Origin of the sequence: Eremococcus coleocola ACS-139-V-Col8, from assembly GCF_000183205.1 — a bacterium.
Taxonomy (GTDB): Bacteria; Bacillota; Bacilli; order Lactobacillales; family Aerococcaceae; genus Eremococcus; species Eremococcus coleocola.
This window is the reverse complement of sequence record NZ_AENN01000001.1, coordinates 37,443-54,161: the sequence shown is the minus strand read 5'-3', so window position 1 is coordinate 54,161 and position 16,719 is coordinate 37,443. Positions and strand designations below refer to the sequence as shown.

The 16,719-nt window shown below is 37.4% G+C and carries 14 protein-coding genes; 11 read left to right on the top strand and 3 right to left on the bottom strand.

Annotation, left to right across the window (positions count from 1 at the left end; translation table 11 throughout):
- Positions 1 to 12: 12 nt before the first annotated feature.
- From pepT to addA, 3 genes are all read left to right on the top strand, one after another.
- The gene (pepT, locus tag HMPREF9257_RS00245; RefSeq protein WP_006417602.1) at positions 13 to 1,245 is read left to right on the top strand and encodes a peptidase T; all 1,233 of its coding nucleotides are present in this window, start codon (positions 13 to 15) and stop codon (positions 1,243 to 1,245) included.
- Positions 1,246 to 1,434: 189 nt separating this feature from the next.
- Positions 1,435 to 5,025, top strand: a complete 3,591-nt coding sequence (locus tag HMPREF9257_RS00240; protein ID WP_006417536.1) for a PD-(D/E)XK nuclease family protein — start codon at positions 1,435 to 1,437, stop codon at positions 5,023 to 5,025.
- Positions 5,006 to 8,971 (top strand): helicase-exonuclease AddAB subunit AddA, encoded by a 3,966-nt coding sequence (gene addA, locus HMPREF9257_RS00235; protein ID WP_006417462.1) that lies wholly within the window; start codon positions 5,006 to 5,008, stop codon positions 8,969 to 8,971. Before HMPREF9257_RS00240 ends, addA begins: the two co-directional genes overlap by 20 nt.
- Positions 8,972 to 9,087: 116 nt before the next feature.
- Here addA and HMPREF9257_RS00230 read toward each other — a convergent pair whose 3' ends face one another.
- Both HMPREF9257_RS00230 and HMPREF9257_RS00225 read right to left on the bottom strand, forming a co-directional pair.
- On the bottom strand, positions 9,088 to 10,515 hold the full coding sequence (locus HMPREF9257_RS00230) for a putative glycoside hydrolase (RefSeq protein WP_006417511.1): 1,428 nt from the start codon (positions 10,513 to 10,515) through the stop codon (positions 9,088 to 9,090).
- 18 nt (positions 10,516 to 10,533) lie between these two features.
- Positions 10,534 to 11,175 carry a YkyA family protein gene (locus tag HMPREF9257_RS00225; protein WP_006417436.1) on the bottom strand — a complete coding sequence of 214 codons (642 nt, stop codon included), beginning with the start codon at positions 11,173 to 11,175 and terminating at the stop codon, positions 10,534 to 10,536.
- 117 nt (positions 11,176 to 11,292) lie between these two features.
- On the opposite strand from HMPREF9257_RS00225, the gene lspA reads away from it, so the two are divergent.
- From lspA to HMPREF9257_RS09375, 7 genes are read left to right on the top strand one after another with little or no spacing between them, the layout of a single operon-like run.
- Complete coding sequence (gene lspA, locus HMPREF9257_RS00220) at positions 11,293 to 11,751, top strand: signal peptidase II (protein ID WP_006417610.1); 459 nt, start codon at positions 11,293 to 11,295, stop codon at positions 11,749 to 11,751.
- The gene (locus tag HMPREF9257_RS00215; RefSeq protein WP_006417470.1) at positions 11,741 to 12,685 is read left to right on the top strand and encodes an RluA family pseudouridine synthase; all 945 of its coding nucleotides are present in this window, start codon (positions 11,741 to 11,743) and stop codon (positions 12,683 to 12,685) included. Before lspA ends, HMPREF9257_RS00215 begins: the two co-directional genes overlap by 11 nt.
- A gap of 53 nt (positions 12,686 to 12,738) precedes the next feature.
- On the top strand, positions 12,739 to 13,230 hold the full coding sequence (locus HMPREF9257_RS00210) for a DUF2786 domain-containing protein (protein WP_006417612.1): 492 nt from the start codon (positions 12,739 to 12,741) through the stop codon (positions 13,228 to 13,230).
- Between the two features lie 52 nt (positions 13,231 to 13,282).
- Positions 13,283 to 13,459, top strand: coding sequence for a hypothetical protein (locus HMPREF9257_RS09385; RefSeq protein WP_006417523.1), 177 nt, complete (start codon positions 13,283 to 13,285; stop codon positions 13,457 to 13,459).
- A complete protein-coding gene (locus HMPREF9257_RS00205) occupies positions 13,452 to 13,910 on the top strand; it encodes a DUF188 domain-containing protein (RefSeq protein WP_006417479.1) in 459 nt (152 codons plus the stop codon). The genes HMPREF9257_RS09385 and HMPREF9257_RS00205 overlap by 8 nt, the downstream gene beginning before the upstream one ends.
- Positions 13,911 to 13,954: 44 nt before the next feature.
- On the top strand, positions 13,955 to 14,221 hold the full coding sequence (locus HMPREF9257_RS09380; RefSeq protein ID WP_006417598.1) for a deoxynucleoside kinase: 267 nt from the start codon (positions 13,955 to 13,957) through the stop codon (positions 14,219 to 14,221).
- On the top strand, positions 14,160 to 14,606 hold the full coding sequence (locus HMPREF9257_RS09375; RefSeq protein WP_342610059.1) for a deoxynucleoside kinase: 447 nt from the start codon (positions 14,160 to 14,162) through the stop codon (positions 14,604 to 14,606). The genes HMPREF9257_RS09380 and HMPREF9257_RS09375 overlap by 62 nt, the downstream gene beginning before the upstream one ends.
- Positions 14,607 to 14,689: 83 nt before the next feature.
- On the opposite strand, the gene HMPREF9257_RS00195 is transcribed toward HMPREF9257_RS09375, so the two are convergent.
- Entirely contained in the window at positions 14,690 to 15,631 is a 942-nt protein-coding gene (locus HMPREF9257_RS00195) for a VOC family protein (RefSeq protein ID WP_006417592.1), read from the bottom strand.
- A 131-nt stretch (positions 15,632 to 15,762) separates the two neighbouring features.
- Here HMPREF9257_RS00195 and pip point away from each other — a divergent pair, with 131 nt between their 5' ends.
- Positions 15,763 to 16,701 carry a prolyl aminopeptidase gene (pip, locus tag HMPREF9257_RS00190; protein ID WP_006417454.1) on the top strand — a complete coding sequence of 313 codons (939 nt, stop codon included), beginning with the start codon at positions 15,763 to 15,765 and terminating at the stop codon, positions 16,699 to 16,701.
- Positions 16,702 to 16,719: the final 18 nt, after the last annotated feature.

Here is a 16,719-nt window from a genome sequence, read left to right as displayed (position 1 = left end):
AGAGGTTATATTATGGATTTATTTAAAGCAACCCAAGAACGTTTAATTCGCTACGCCAAAATTAATACACGGTCTGATGAAAGTAGTGAAACAATCCCTTCAACGGCCATTCAATTTGATTTATTGAATTTATTAGTCGATGAATTAAAAGAAATTGGCATGGAAGAAGTTGAATTAAATCCGGAAAACGCCTTTGTCACTGCAACTTTACCTGCGAATACGGATAAAGATGTGCCTGCCATTGGTTTTATTGCCCATGTGGATACAGCCGATTTTAACTCTGTCAATGTTCAACCTCAAGTTCATGAAAACTACCAAGGTGGTGCCATTGTTTTAAATGAAGCTGAGAATATTGTATTAGACCCAGCTGATTTCCCTAATTTGAATGGCTATGTCGGACAAACCTTAATTACGACCGATGGTACGACATTACTAGGGGCTGACGATAAGTCAGGTATTGCTGAAATAATATCAGCCATGGAATATTTAATTCAAAACCCTGAGATTAAACATGGTAAAGTCAGAGTGGCCTTTGGGCCAGATGAAGAAATTGGTCGCGGAGCTGATCACTTTGATGCACCAGGTTTTGCGGTTGATTATGCTTATACCATGGATGGTGGTCCAGTTGGGGAATTGGAATATGAATCCTTTAATGCAGCGGCGGCTAAAGTAACCGTTAAAGGTAAAAATGTTCACCCAGGTACCGCAAAAGGGAAAATGATCAATGCCCTTAAGGTCTTGAATAAATTTATTAATCAATTCCCTGAAAATGAAGTTCCTGAAATGACCGAAGGTAAAGAAGGCTTCTTCCATATTCAATATATGAATGCGACGGAAGAAGAAGGCCAATTATCTATGATTATTCGGGACTTTGACCGTGAAAAATTTGAAGAACGGAAAGCTTTAGTGGAAAAAGCTGTTGCAACGGTCAATGCTGATTATCCAACTGATCCAATTAGTCTAAATTTATTTGACCAATACTATAATATGGCTGAAGTGATTGAAAAAGACATGACTCCGGTTGACATTGCTGAACAAGCTATGAAGGAACTAGGTATTGAACCACAAATACATGGTATTCGTGGTGGTACTGATGGGTCTAAGATTTCCTTTATGGGAATCCCTACGCCAAATATTTTTGCTGGTGGTGAAAATATGCATGGACGTTTTGAATTTGTGGCAGTTGAATCAATGATTAAAGCTACCGAAACTATTGTTAAAATTATTGAATTAAACGCTAAATAGTAAGTGGTCCAGTATCAATGAATCAATCCCAAAAATTTGGGGGTGGCCAAAAAAGCCTGCTCCTTTATTTTTGGGATTTTTTATTATTGATGACAAAATTGTTGGGTATAGAGAAATAAGAGACACCTTGAATAGACGAAAATTACTGGTCTTGATATACTTAAACTTAGGAAAAGGTGAGGTGAAATTATGGCTTTTCAAATTGTAACCGGTCAGTTAGCTAGTCAAAAAGCCAAACGTCTATTAGATAATTTTATGTCAATCAAGCAAAAAGATGCACAGGCAAAATTATATTATATTGTACCTGAGCATATTAAATTTGATGCCGAGGAATATGTATTAAGTTATCTGCAAGACTATCATCAGAGTGAGCAGGCTGCCATGCTTGATATCCAAGTCTTAAGTTTTAAACGCTTACTGTGGTATCTTGACCAAGATAAAAAGTACCAACAAAAATCAATTACAGATACAGGGTTGACGATGATTTTGCGACAAGTTGTCAGACAGCAAGCAGACCATTTGCAGGTTTTCCGTCGTCAAATTGATCGCCAGGGTTTTCTGGATAAACTGCTGCAACAGTTTAAAGAATTATATGAAGCTCAGGTCACTGCCACTGACTTGCTATTAGCCAGGTTAGACCATGATAATTCTTTAATTCAAAATCAGGAAGAAAGAGAAATTCAGGAATTAAGTGATTTATATCAATCCTTTTTAGAAGAAATTTCCCGCTTACAATTGGATGACTATGTCATTTATCAACAATTGGAAGAAATCCTTACAAAAAAGGGGGCTGAAGGCTTTAAAGATACCTATCTGATTATGGACCAACATTATCATTTAAACGCTCGTGAGAGTCATTTATTAGCCCAATTCGCCCGCTATTGTCAGAAAGTCTGGTTAACCCTGCCTTTAAGTCATCAAGAAGCCTTATCACAACAATACAATCCAGTCATTAATTTACCGCGAGCAAGCTATCGCTCAATCAAAGATTTAATCCTTAGCTTAAACATTGAGGTTTTACCTGATTGGGATATCAATGAAACTAACCTTGATACCTTGCCATCAATTATGCAGGTAGGGGCTTCATTTAAAGACATACAATTAATGCAAACAAATGGGTATCAGCCGAAACTGTCTCAAGACCATCATTTCTTTCAAGCATTTGCGAGTCAGGAAGCTGAATTAATGGCGGTGACCAATGAAATTCGTAAATTAGTAATGAAACAAGGATATCGTTATTCGGACATCTTAGTTTTAGCGCGAAATTTAGATAAGTACAGGACTTTAGCGCCTTTGTACTTTAGTTTAAATGAGATTCCCTTGTTTTTTGACCATGCTGAGACTATGGCTAAACATTCACTGGTTGATTTTTTTGAATCCCTGTTAAACTTAAAGGCATATCATTTTAAAGACCGTGATTTACTATACTTACTGAAATCACAATACTTTAAGCTTGATCTAACCTCACTAGGCATTAAGACAGATGCGGAATATGAGAATGGGGTGAATCAACTAGAAAATATTTTGATTGCAAATGGTTACTTCTCTTACCGCATGAGTCAAGAATCTTTTCAATGGCATTTTACCAATCAAGATCAAAAGATGGTAGATCCTTATGGGGTAGCCACTGACATAAGCTTAGGTGAATTGGCTGAGCTTGGACGGCAAAGTATAAACAGGCAATTGGTTGAGCCACTAAAAAGATGGTCCCAAGAAACTTTAACAGGTGGCGATGCAGTCACTTGGTTTTACCAGTTTTTAGAGATATTAAAGATAAAAGAAAGTCTTATAGAATTACGAGATGAAGCCATAGAAGAGGGGCAACTCGCAGCCTCCCGCCATTATGAGCAAGTCTGGGATTCCTTGATGGCATTATTGGAAGAATTTTACACTATTTTTAAAAATAAAAAAATATCTTTTGATTTATTTAAAGATTTATTGATTCAAGGCTTAAAAAAGTCAAGTTTCAACATAATTCCACCAACTTTAGACCAGGTGCGGTTTACTAATATTGAGAGTCCTCAAATTCGCCAAGCCAAGATTTGTTTTGTCTTAGATTTAAATCAGGACCAACTTCCTTTAATACAAGTCCAGGAATCATTTTTAAACCGCCAACAACGTCAGGCGATGAATGACAAAATGTTGGTCTATCAGCATTTGAGCTTATTAGAAGATGATGCTTACCATCGGGAGTTCTTCTTGGCTTATCAACTCTTTTTTCGGGCAAGTGATCGGTTTTATTTTGCTTACCATCAAGACGTCAATGAAGAGAATCAAACTTGGTCACCTTTTATTAGTCAATTAATGAAGACACATCAATTTAAAGAAGGGTGGCCACCACTTGATTCTAACTCTGGTCGGGCATTAGTCTACTCAAGTCCTGCTATTCAAAAAATGAATTTTTTAGAGGGCGTAACCCGCTTAGATACAGAGAGTCAGCAAGGTCAGGCCCATGCTCAAGATTTACGGCTAAGCTTAGGGAGATTACTAAATTGGGATAGGCAGAATGGTTTGATTTGGGGTGCGATCAAAGATTTAGTCCTTAGAGCTAAGACAAATCAGTCCTTACCGGATCAGATTAAAGCGGAGACTGCAGTTGCACTTTATGGCAATCCCCTTGTTGCTTCGGTATCCCGTCTAGAAAGTTATTTCCAAGACCCTTATTCTCATTTTCTCCAATATGGACTACGCTTAAAAGAACGCGACCAGTTCTTAATGGATCCTATGGTTGCTGGAAACTACTATCATGAGATCTTAGATAGGACTCTGTCGCAATTAATTGAAGAAGAAATTCATTTGAAAGATCTGAGTCCTGACCAGCTTCAAATTTTACTTGACCATCAGCTTCAAGCCTTTAATGAAATAGAAGCTAACCAAATTTTCCAAGCTTCTGCCGTAAACCGGGCTTTACAACAATTAATGCAAGCGGACATTAGCCAGGTCTTACTAAACCACTTAGCCGTGGCCCATTTAACTGGCAATCAACCTTTACATACGGAATTGATATTTGGGCCAGGCCGTCGTCAAGATTTTAAAGGTTTAGCTTATCCTTTAGGTCACAATCAGGAAATTCGGTTAACCGGAAAAATTGATCGCATCGATACACTTTCACGCAAAGGGCAGGATTATTTAAGCGTGATTGACTACAAATCAGGTAATAAAGAGTTTAAATTACAAAATCTTTACTATGGTTTGGACCTTCAGATTGTCACCTATCTTTCAGTTGCTTTAGCAAATTATCCAAACTCTCAAGCCTTGGGGGCTTTTTACCAAAGTTTAGGTAGAAAATTTGAATCCAAGAAAATAGATCTTTCCTTACTTGATAATCCAAACCAAGCACAAAATCCCTTGGAATCACATCGTTTTTCAGGCTTTATCAGCCAAGACAGCGAAAAGCTCAGGGAGATTGAAGTTAGCCTAGAACCGGGACAGGCAAGTCAAGTCTATCCCGTTCAGGTGAAAAAAGATGGCAATTATAGCGCCAATTCGTCATATTTTGACGAGGAGACTATGAAGTTGGTCTTAACCTATAACCAGGCTTTAATTCAGGAAGCAGGGCGTAAGATTCTAGCAGGGAATATTCATCTAAGCCCTTTTAAAGAATTAAGTCATACTCCCTCTCTAACCTATCCTTATCGCTTATTGTCTGCCTTTGATGCAACAGAGCATTATGCGAGGTATCGACATATGAATGTATCAAATAAGGAAGCTTTAGGGGCAATCCAGCTTGATTTAGAGGCGATGTTAAAGGAGGAAAAGCATGACAAAGATTCCAATTAAACCAGAAAATTCTCGTTTTAATGATGAGCAATGGGAGGCGATTCACCAAGATGGGTCTAATATCCTGGTTGCTGCTTCAGCCGGGTCGGGTAAAACTGCGGTTTTGATCGAACGAATTATGACGAAATTAATCTACCAGGGCTACTCGATCGAAGATTTTTTAGTGGTAACTTTTACGGAAGCAGCGGCTAGAGAAATGAAAGAAAGAATGTCGGCCCGTTTAAAAACAGCGGTAAATGAAACCTTGGATCCGGTTGAACAACAAGGCTTAACCAAACAAAATCAACTCTTGAGCCAAGCTAATATTCGTACCTTGCATTCATTTTGTTTAAGAGTTGTCGAAACATTTTATTATTTGACAGATTTTGAAGCTAATTTTCAATTGGTGACCGATGAAACCCGGCTTTTGTTACTTTATCAAGAAGCTTGGCAAAATTTAATTGAGAAGATTATGGTTCCAAACGGATCTGTCTTACCTAATTTAAGTCAAGAAGACTATTTGAAGTTAGTTAAAATTCATGGCAACAGCCGGTCTGACCAAAACTTATTTGACCGCGTCTTGACTATTTATCGTTTTGCCATGGCGCAGAAGGATCCGCAAAGTTGGTTAGACCAAGCTGACCAAACTCAAGCTCAGTCAGATAATTTTCTGGAATCTGATTTATTTAAGCAGAACTTTTTACCTGTACTAAGAGAAAATTTACAAGCAGGGCGAATGTATTTAGAAGAAGCCCTTCATTTGATTGCAGGGGGGAGCCATCCACTCATTGAACGTTATCAGCCATTGTTAGAAAATGAATTAAATCAGGTTAATCAGCTTTTAGAAGCGTTACTGGCCGACACAGCGGCTGTGGGTCTCATTAATCAAATTCAAACTTTAACGTATGATACTTGGCCTCGGGTGGTCAAGGCTGTTAGTGAAGAAAAAGACTTGGTTGATGAAGCTAAGAGCTTAAGAGAACAAGCCAAGAATCTAATCAAAAAGCAGGTTCAAACGCTTTTCCCTTATCCAGTGGCTGACCAAATGAAAGTGGAAGTTATGAATCGACCTCCACTTTCCAAGTTAATGATTTTATGTCAGAATTTTATAACAGAGTTAAACGAATTGAAACAAAGTCAGAATCTGATTGACTATAATGACTTAGAACATTTAACTTTGGATATTCTAGCTCCAATAGATCCTGAGACTAAGGAAAGAAAGCCTTCCTTAGCCGCATTAACTTATCAAGCTACTTTTAAAGAAATTTTAGTCGATGAGTACCAAGATATAAATGAAATTCAAGCTGAAATTTTAGCTTGGCTGGCGCATGACTATCGCCCAGATTTAACCCATAATCAGTTTATGGTTGGCGATGTTAAGCAATCAATCTATGGCTTTCGGATGGCTGAACCCCAACTATTTTTAAATAAATACTTAAGTTATCAAGAGGTCACTAACCCAGAACAACTCGTTATTTTAAATAAAAACTATCGATCCCGTCATGATTTGCTCCAGTTTACCAACTTTATCTTTGAACGCATCATGGACCTTAATTTTGGACAAATGAATTATCAAACGGCTGAACGGTTGGTGACAGCTAACCCATCCTTTATTGAGGCAGATGAGGGAGAAATTCAATTGAAACTACTCCTAAATGTAAAAACAGACAGCGAGGAAGAAGAAGCTGAAGAGGTAGACCAAGCGGATGAAACCCTTGAATTAGGCGTTATGGATGGTCCAGTTTTTGATGCAGCAGTAGAGGCTGAAATTGCATTGGTGATTGCCGATATCAAAGCGCGCGTTCAAGTAGGGGAGTTAATATATGATAAAAGTAAAGAAATTAAGAAAGCAAACGGTCAAATAACTTATGCTAAGCGGCCAGTGACCTACAAGGATTTTGTGATTTTATCAGCTACCCGGGGACCATTTGCCGCGGCTGTGAATCAATTTCAAGAAGCTGAAATCCCATTGAAGGCACAAAAGGTAGAACACTATTTCCAACGGTTTGAGATTCAATTAGTCTTGGCTCTGCTACAAGTTATCGATAATCCATATCAAGATATACCCTTTGCTGCAATTTTAAAATCCTATTTTGTTGGTCTAACGGATGAAGACTTAGCCCAAATACGAATATATCAACCGCAGGGTTCTTTTTATGCAGCTTTTTTGCAATTAGTGCATGATGACCAGGTTAACGATGAGCCACTTAAGCATATTAAAAATAAAGGTTTATCTTTCTTAGTAAACTATAAAAATTGGGTCCATTTATCAAAAACACTGCCCTTAGAGGACTTGATTTGGACCATTTATCTTGATAGTCAATATCTAAACTATGTTGCCTTATTAACTAATGGCAAACAGAGAATGGCAAATTTACGTGCTCTAACCAGCCGCGCTCAAGATTTTTATAAACTTGGCTATAGTGGTTTAGCAAATTTCGTGTATTATATTCAACAAATTATTAAAGAAGAGAAAGATTTAGCCGAACCCTTAGTCTTAGATCAAGACGAAAATTTTGTTCGGATTATGACAGTTCATGCCTCCAAAGGTTTGGAATATCCAATCGTGTACTTACTAAATACCGGCAAACAATTTAATTTAAGTGATGGTAAAAGTCGGGTCCTATTATCTAAGCAGTATGGTATTGCAAGTGATTATTATGATTTAAATTCAATGCAACAATTTCCATCCTTGATAAAAAAAGCCTTTCAATTAGAAACCATTGAGCGGTTAAAAGCAGAAGAGATGCGGAAGCTATACGTGGCTTTAACTCGGTGCGAACAAAAATTGGTGATTGTCGGTTCGATTGCTAATGAACGTAAGTGGCAGCAAAAAATAGCTGAGATTAGGACGATGACGCCTTCAGACCAATTAGTCGCTGCCTCTGCATACCGTAGGGGGGCAAAATCGTGGTTGGACTGGATCCAGATTGCTTTGGCGGTAGCTGACAGTCAGCACGAGAATTATAGTGATGATTTTAGTTTAGACCGGTTAATGATTGAATTTAAACATCAAGAAGACCTAGTTCAAACTGGTTACGAACTTAATATGGCAGAATCAGCCCATCAGTCTTTTAATCCTTTAAGCTGGATAGATAGCCAAATAGCAAATATCGAGTCAGAACCAAGCATTCTTTCCACAAATCAAAGTCAAGCCCTAGACTTTGATTATCCACATCAGCTGGCTAGTCGTACTTCATCTTATCAGTCAGTTTCTGAGTTAAAACGACTCTATGAGGAACCTGATAATTTGAGCCTCTCCTATTACCGGGACCGCCGGCCCCAAGCGTCCAAAGCAGGCCAAGACCAAATCCAAGGGATTCGTTATACCCAGGATAGTTTTAAAAGTCCTAGTTTTATCGAGAGTGAAAGCACAATATCAGCGACTGAAATAGGGTCTTTGACCCATCTGTATTTACAATTACTACCATGGCAAGCCCTTGAAGTAGAGTCTGCAGACTCATCCATGCAACTTAAGTATGTAATTGATCAAATGGAAGGGGACTACCAACTAAGAAAACTACCTGACTCACAAATAGAATCCATCATGTGGTTTATCCAATCTGATTTAGCCCAGCAATTACGGATGAGACAAGAGCAGATAAAAAAAGAGCAAGCCTTCTCCTTACTCCTACCGGCTAAAAAAATGTTTGCTGGCCAATTTGATCAGTTAGATATTCAAAGTTTGGACCAAGAACAATTATTGATCCATGGGGTGGTCGATTTATATATCGAATTAGCGGATCAAATTATTCTGATTGATTATAAAACGAACCGGTTCCGTGACTTGGCTGCTTATAGTCGTCAAGAACAAATTGACCGGCTTAAGGATGGATATAAATTTCAATTTTCAATTTATAGACATGCTTTGCAACTTGCTAAGCATAAGCCGGTGACCGCGGCTTATATGGTTCTGCTAGACTTTAAAGAAATTGTAAAAATGGATGATTTTTATTCTTTTGCATAAGATGAAAAGCATTATCTAGTTATAAATTTGCTTAAAAAAGGTAGACAAGAAGGCTGTAAATAAAATACATAAAAAAAGCTGAGATATATGATGTATCTCAGCTTTTGTATTTTCTTTTAATTATTATCACTGTATGTCACAGTCTCATCATAAGCATCAAGTATTGGCACTTGGTCAACATGGACTTCGCCGAATTTATTTTTTTCAACCTTATAATCTACCCCGGTTGAATATTCACCGGAAGCATTCCATAATAAATATTCTCGAATATCGTTCATGGCTAAAGCATTAATCTGAGCTTGGACTTGCTCACTACCATATACTTGGAAGCTACCTTCTGGTTTACTGTAATCAGTAAAATCTTGGAGCCAAGGTCTTGAGGTGACTTTATTTTGAACATTTTGGAATACCATTTTTTCAGAATACATGTAATTGTCGACTACTTCATAAGGGTAAAGGTCCGGATAGTCTAAGCCGAAGAAGCCATTGCCCCAGTGCGACGGGTAAATCATTGCGGAAACAACATCGACATTTTCAGCAATTTGACCAATATTTTGTCCAATCCCACGGACATCATAGGTATCACCTGCTACCGTTGTATACCCGAAGACGTCGGCAGAGATATTTACCCCGTAAGGGGCTAAGCTTTCAGATGCCAGGTTAAGAAAGTTATTAATGGCCCGAGTCCGTTCGTTGCCAGATTTGTCCGGATCATCCGATACAAAACTGGCATAATCGCCCAATTCGTATTGAAGAGTATCAGCGATTTCAAAGAAACCTTCTGGGAAACGAACATAGTCAAACTGAATATCTTTGAAGCCCATTTTGGCTGCTTCTTTTGCCACATTTATGACATAGTTTTGTACTTCAGGCATAAATGGATTAATAAAACTAGCCCCGTTGGCATCTTGCCAAACCGCATTGGTGTTTGGATCAACAAACGAAAATTCTGGATGATTTTCGGCTAGCATATTATCTTTAAATGAGGTAATCCGAGCAATTGGATAAATTTTATGAGCTTCAAATTGTTTTAAAATGGATTTGTAGTCGACACTGCTAATAGTAGAGGCTTGCACAAGAGGGTCAGTAGAATCATTGGCTGGGATAATTTGTCCGTAGTCATCTTTAAAATCAACTACGACAGTATTTAAATCCGTATTGTCAATATAATTAATAATGTAATTAACATAGTTTGGATCCCCAATTAATTCACCAGAAATATATAGACCTCTGACACCATCTTCAGGATAGTCAATATGGATGCCAGAATCATAAAAGAGACTACTTGGTAAGGTGTCCGGTTTAACCAAAAAAGGTTTGCCAGAAAGAATGAGACCTTCGTAACGTGCGGTATCTTCGGTGATTAAACGATTCTTAAAGTCAACCACTTGATCTTGGTCGTATTTATATGAAACCTGAGGTAAATTTACAGTTTGATTGCTTACTTCTTGGGTTTTAGACTTACAAGCTGTTAAGCTAAATATACAAACTAGTAGTAAGAATAAAATTTTGAAGTAAGAATTATATTTATTTTTATTTAACATGACCACACCTCATTTCGCTTATGAATGACTTTCTTTGAGATTTGTTAAGTAGACTTTGAAGTCAATCAAATGAGCGTTGATTTTTTCAAAGTAACCTAAAACTTTTTCAAGATTCATTTGATTATTGGTCATGATGACATCAATATTATTGAAAACACCAAAAAAGTTATCATAATTAGTATCAGGATTTGCTATCGATTGATAAGTCTGTTTTTCTAATTCAAGATTTTTCTTATAATCGCTCGTATAAACATTTAAATCTTGTTTCATTGCTGCTACGAGTTCTACAATTTCTTTGGTTTGATCCTTTGGTATATCAGACTTTTCTAGTTGGGACACCATTTCTTCATTTAATTCTTCAATTGTATCTGAAGCCTTTTGAAGTTGGTCCAATAGTTTATTGCGATTCGCCACATTAATCATAATGGGATTATCTGATTTATTAAATACTGACAGGTCTTGATCCCCTTGTCTTAAGGTCGTCTCAAAATCAGTCTGAATCGCATTTTCCAAACGTTGAATTTCATTAAGATTGTTAGTAATAGAGTTGATGTTATCTTGGACTAGCTCTGTGGTCCGCAGGCCGCGTTCTACTGATTGGCTACAAGCAACTAAGGCTAAGCATAAGACAAGCATTAATGATCTGCGTAAAAACTTCATTGTGTCTCCTCGTCAGTCTTCTTTTATTAATAGTACAATTGCTTCAACTAGTATATAATATTATTATTGTTAATTCAAATCTGACATTTTTAAAGGTTAATACAGTGAGGTTACATAATGATTATATCGTTTTTTACACTATTCATTATTATTATAATTGATCAAATTTTTAAGGCATGGATTGTGGCTCATTTAAGTTTAGGCCAGTCCATGAGTTTTCTGCCTGGTATTATGGATTTTTATTATGTTCAAAACAAGGGGGCAGGTTGGTCCTTGTTCCAAGGGCAAATGACCTTTTTTATGTTTGCCACTCTATTAGTCTGTATCTATTTTATTTATTTAACCTACAAACATCGAAAAGGTCCTTGGTATTTAAGGATTTCTTATGGTTTACTTTTAGGTGGGGCCATAGGAAATTTAATTGACCGGCTTCGTTTAGGGTATGTAGTTGACATGTTTCGGACCCTATTTATTGAGTTTCCAATTTTCAATATTGCAGATGCGGCTTTGACACTGGCAGTGATTTCATTGCTGATAATCCAGTTGTTTTCAAAAGAGGAGTTAGATGTTTTATGACAGAAAAAAAATAAAAGAAATTATTTATTTTCAGCTTGAAGACCAGTCAGGTCGCTTAGATAAGGTATTGGTTGAAGAATCTGAGCTTAGTCGTACACAAATTCAAAGCTTGATCAAGCAGGGCTTGGTCACTGTTAACGGTCAAGTAGAAAAAGCTAATTACAAGTTAAGTGGTCAAGAACTAATTGAAATGCAAGTTCCTGAAGAAGAAGTACTTGAAATTGAAGCTCAAGCAATCCCGCTGGATATAATCTATGAAGATGATGACTTGTTAGTTATTAATAAAGAGGCAGGCATGGTAGTCCATCCCTCAAAAGGACACCCTCGTGACACTCTTGTAAATGCCTTGGTTTATCATTTTGGTAATCACTTGGCAGCTGGGTCTGATTCTTACCGTCCTGGTTTAGTTCATCGGATTGATAAGGATACCTCGGGTTTGCTCGTTGTGGCTAAGAATAATGAGAGTCACCGTTATTTAAGTCAACAACTTATGGATCATACCCTAGGACGTATCTATTATTGTCTGGTAGAAGGCCAGATGGAAGTAAAACAAGGCAGTATTGAAATCCCACTAGCTCGTGATCCTAAAAATCGTTTGAAATATCACGCGGATGCCCAAGGTAAACCAGCTTGGACTGATTTTGAAGTTTTAGAAAGCTATCCCAGTGCTAGTCTAATTCAGGCCGAATTGAAAACTGGACGGACTCATCAAATTCGAGCCCATTTTGAACACATTGGTCATCCAATCATTGGTGATCCTGTCTATAATAGAGATTCTTTAAATCTATGGCCAACTGACCAAGGACAATTTCTCCATGCGGGTCACATTCATTTTATCCATCCTAGGAGTCATGAGTTAATTGAATTTCACGCCCCTTTACCCGCATCCTTCATTAACTTACAAAATCATTTGAAAAGTCAAACACCTGCATAGGTCTTGACTTAAATTTGTGGTAAAATAAGAAGAACACGAAAGGGGAGGATCTTATGTCAGTAAATGATAAAATTCTTGATAAAATAAAGAACTTACTGACTTTAGCTGAGGATGGGAATAATGATGAGGAAAGTCAAACCGCCTTACTCATGGCCCAAAAGCTAATGCTGAAATATAAGATCTCACAAAATGATTTATCAAGCAGGGGCAAACAGGAGATTGTTATCCGGTCCTTATCAGTGTACAAACGCATTTTTTGGTGGGAAAAGGTCTTAGTGAAGATTATTGCCGATAACTTTAGAGTGATGTTTTATATTCAAAGTCATCGGCTACCCTATCAGAAAAATGTGGGCCGTAAATTAGTCTTAATGGGTTATCCTGAAGATGTTGATTTGGCCTATGAAATGTTCTATTTAGCTGAAGATGCCATGAAATTTTATGCCAGCCAGTATATTAATGGTCAAGTACGCCCTAAGACAGCCAGTCAAAAGTCTCGCCTGAGAAAGACCTATTACCAAGGTTTTTTTAGATGGGCTAAAGGATAAGTTTGAAAAACAAAAAGCTGATTTAATAAAAGAAAACGAAAAATTTGCCCTGGTGATTCAAACACCACAAGAAATTAAAGATAAATTTAAAGAAGAAATCACCGGTTCTTTATCTTTTAATCAACCAGATTCCTATAAAAATAAGTCTTATTATGATGGCTATAAGCATGGAACAAGAATGAATCTAAATAATAATTATTTAGACCATGTAGGACAGACTGATGATTAAGCGGATTCTCGTTGATGGTGATGCTTGCCCAGTTTTAGTCCAGATTATTAAACTAACTGATGAGTTTAAGTTACCCTGTATTGTTTTCGCTAGTTTTGACCATTATAGTAGTCGACCACTGCCTAAACATGTCCGCTACCAGTATCTATCACCTGGTCCGGACGTAGTTGACTTTGCGATATTTAAAGCTTCATCAGCTGAAGATTTAGTTGTGACGCAAGATTACGGTCTAGCGTCTCTTTTATTGGCTATATGTTACGTAATGCACCAAACAGGGCAGCTTTATAGTCCTGAAAACATAGAAATACTATTAAATCAACGTCATCATCACCAGGTCCTGCGCCGGTTGCCTAAAGGCAAGAGGATATACACTAAAGTTAATTATAATTTGGACCAATTTGAAATGAAATTACGTCAATTTCTAAGGCAAGAACAAATAAAAGTAGAGTAAAAGATTTTTTATAAATAAATAATAGAAATATAGGAGAGGGGAAGATGGCAATTATTGTTATTGGTGGAATGATTGGTGCTGGAAAAACGAGCATTGCTAATTTATTAGGTGAGGCATATGGAACAGAGGTATTTTATGAAAATGTGGATGATAATGAAATCTTACCTTTATTCTATACCGCTAGTCCAGCTGAGCAGGCAGCACGTCGTTATCCTTTTCTCCTACAATTAGAATTTTTATCCAGTCGTTATAAGGATATCAAAAAAAGCCTTTCGAAATCGTCGAAATATTTTAGATCGATCAATTTATGAAGATTGGTATTTCTGTAAAGTAAACCGGGATATAGGGAATATTTCAGAAACAGAGTTTAAGATTTATGAAAAATTATTAGATAATATGATGGAAGAACTCGCTGAATTACCTCAAAAAGCACCAGATCTGATGGTATACTTGCATGGTTCTTTTGAGAAAATTATGGAACGGATTGCTTCACGTGGACGTGATTTTGAACAAGATCCTGCCTTGGTTGATTATTATCACAAGTTATGGTCTGGGTATGATGAATGGATTGACCAATCCTATCATGCTTCTCAAGTCTTAAAAATTAATATAGATCAATTTGATGTCGTACATAATCCAGAGGATGCAGCGCAAGTAATTGCGATGGTTCAAGCAAAATTAGGTGAATTAGACTAGATTAACCATATGCCACAAATCAATTGAGAATAAGCTAAAAGGGAGACCCTAAGTTGATGGGGCTCCCTCTTATACATAATATTTTAATTTGAGCTGACTAAGCTAATTGTAATTGGAATACCAGAGTTATCGGTCACTGCTAGAGTTTGGTCATCGATTAAGTCATAAGTCCAACCAGCCTGGGTTAAGCGATCTTGAATTGCTTTAAAGCTATCGGCGTTCTTGATTTGCCAATTAACTTGTTTAAGTCCTTGGTCGCCGACTTGAGGGCTAGGTAAGTCTTGACCTAGCCATATATTAGCACCTAAATGGTGGTGATAGCCTTGGGAAGACATAAAGAGGGCGCCTTCATCCTGACTGGTTACATCAAAGCCCAGTAACTGGGAATAGAAGTATTGAGTATCTTCAATATTATTAACGGTTAAATGTTCATGGCCAATTTTGGTATCAGCAGTCATCCCCTCAAATGCAGGAACATCTTTGATGAGTGTTCTTAGGTCAAGAATATCATTTCCCATAATGACATTTCCTTGATCATCGTATTTCCATTGGTCTCTTGGACGGTCAGCATAAAGTTCGATCCCATTTCCCTCAGGGTCGGCTAAATAAATTGCTTCAGACACATTGTGGTCGGCATAGCCTTGAAGCGTAGCCTTACTTTCATAGAGGTGTTTTAAAATAGAACCTAAGGCTTTGCGGTCTTTAAAGAGGTAAGCAGTGTGATAAAGGCCAGTGGTAGCTTGTGTTTTTTCTTGGTTAGCTGGGTAAATCGTTAAGAGTACGGTTTGATCAGCCGTTCCCAGTTTAATGCCCTGATTATTTTTAGCATTAGACACTAAGGTCATCCCTAACATGTCTTGATAAAATTGTGATAAAGTCTCGGGGTCTAAGGCATAAAGTTCGTAAGACTGGGGGGTTAAATCTAAGTTACTGGAATTTGTTTGATTATTTTCTTGTGCTTGAACAGGTAGCCAAGTACTGGGGAATAAGGTAAATAGAGTAATAATTAAAAGAAATTTTTTCATGTGACCCTCCTTTTATGACAGCCAAATTCTAAGCTTAATTTGAATAAAAGTCAACGAGATTGCTTAGATTTTTATGTGAAAAAAAGAAAAAGTTGTTATAATTAAGCTATTAAAACGAGGGAGTGTTTATTATGGTTAAGGCATATACAGAAACCCCAGTCATTGATTACTTTCATTTAGAAAGTTCTGAGGGACACCAACTTTACATTGAAACTTGTGGCAACCCAAAAGGACAAGCAATTGTTTTTTTACATGGGGGACCAGGTGGTTCAATTTCGGCCAAAAGTCGGCATTTTTTTAATCCGGAAAAGTACTTTATTATATTGTTTGACCAACGGGGCTGTGGGCAAAGTACCCCCTTTTTATCTTTAAAAAATAATACCCCGCAAGCCAGTGTGGCCGATATGGAACTAATCCGCCAACATTTTAATTTAGAATCTTGGATGGTCTTTGGTGGGTCATATGGGTCGACCTTGGCCTTATGGTATGCAATTGCTCATCCTAAGCGGGTTAAACACCTAATTTTAAGAGGAATTTTCTTGGGAAGGCAAGAAGACATTGATTGGCTTTATCATGGTGGCGCGGGGCAATTTTATCCTCAAGAGTTTGAGGTTTTCCAGGCAGCAGTAGGGGCAGATAAAGCCGATAAGCTAGTGAATGATTACTATCATCAAATGATACAAACTGATTCAAATATTGAAAGTTTTCGTAACCTAGCTAAAGCTTGGTCTGACTGGGAGTCTGGTTTGGTGACTTTAGTCCCCCAATTTAATCAAAGCCAGGACGTAAGCAGTGGGGATTTATCAATTGCCCTGCTTGAAGCGCATTATTTTGCTAATCACATGTTTACTGAGGATGATAATTATATTTTAAATCATGCCCAGGCTTTGGCCGAGATTCCCATAGATATCGTTCATGGCCGGTATGATGTTGACTGTCGATTAGTTGGAGCTTATCAATTGGCTCAGGCTTGTCCTAAGGCTAAATTACATATTATCGAAAAAGGAGCCCATTCTCCTTATGAACCAGCTATGTTTAATAAATTGGTTGAAATTCTAGATCAGATATAGGACTAAGTTAATAGCTAA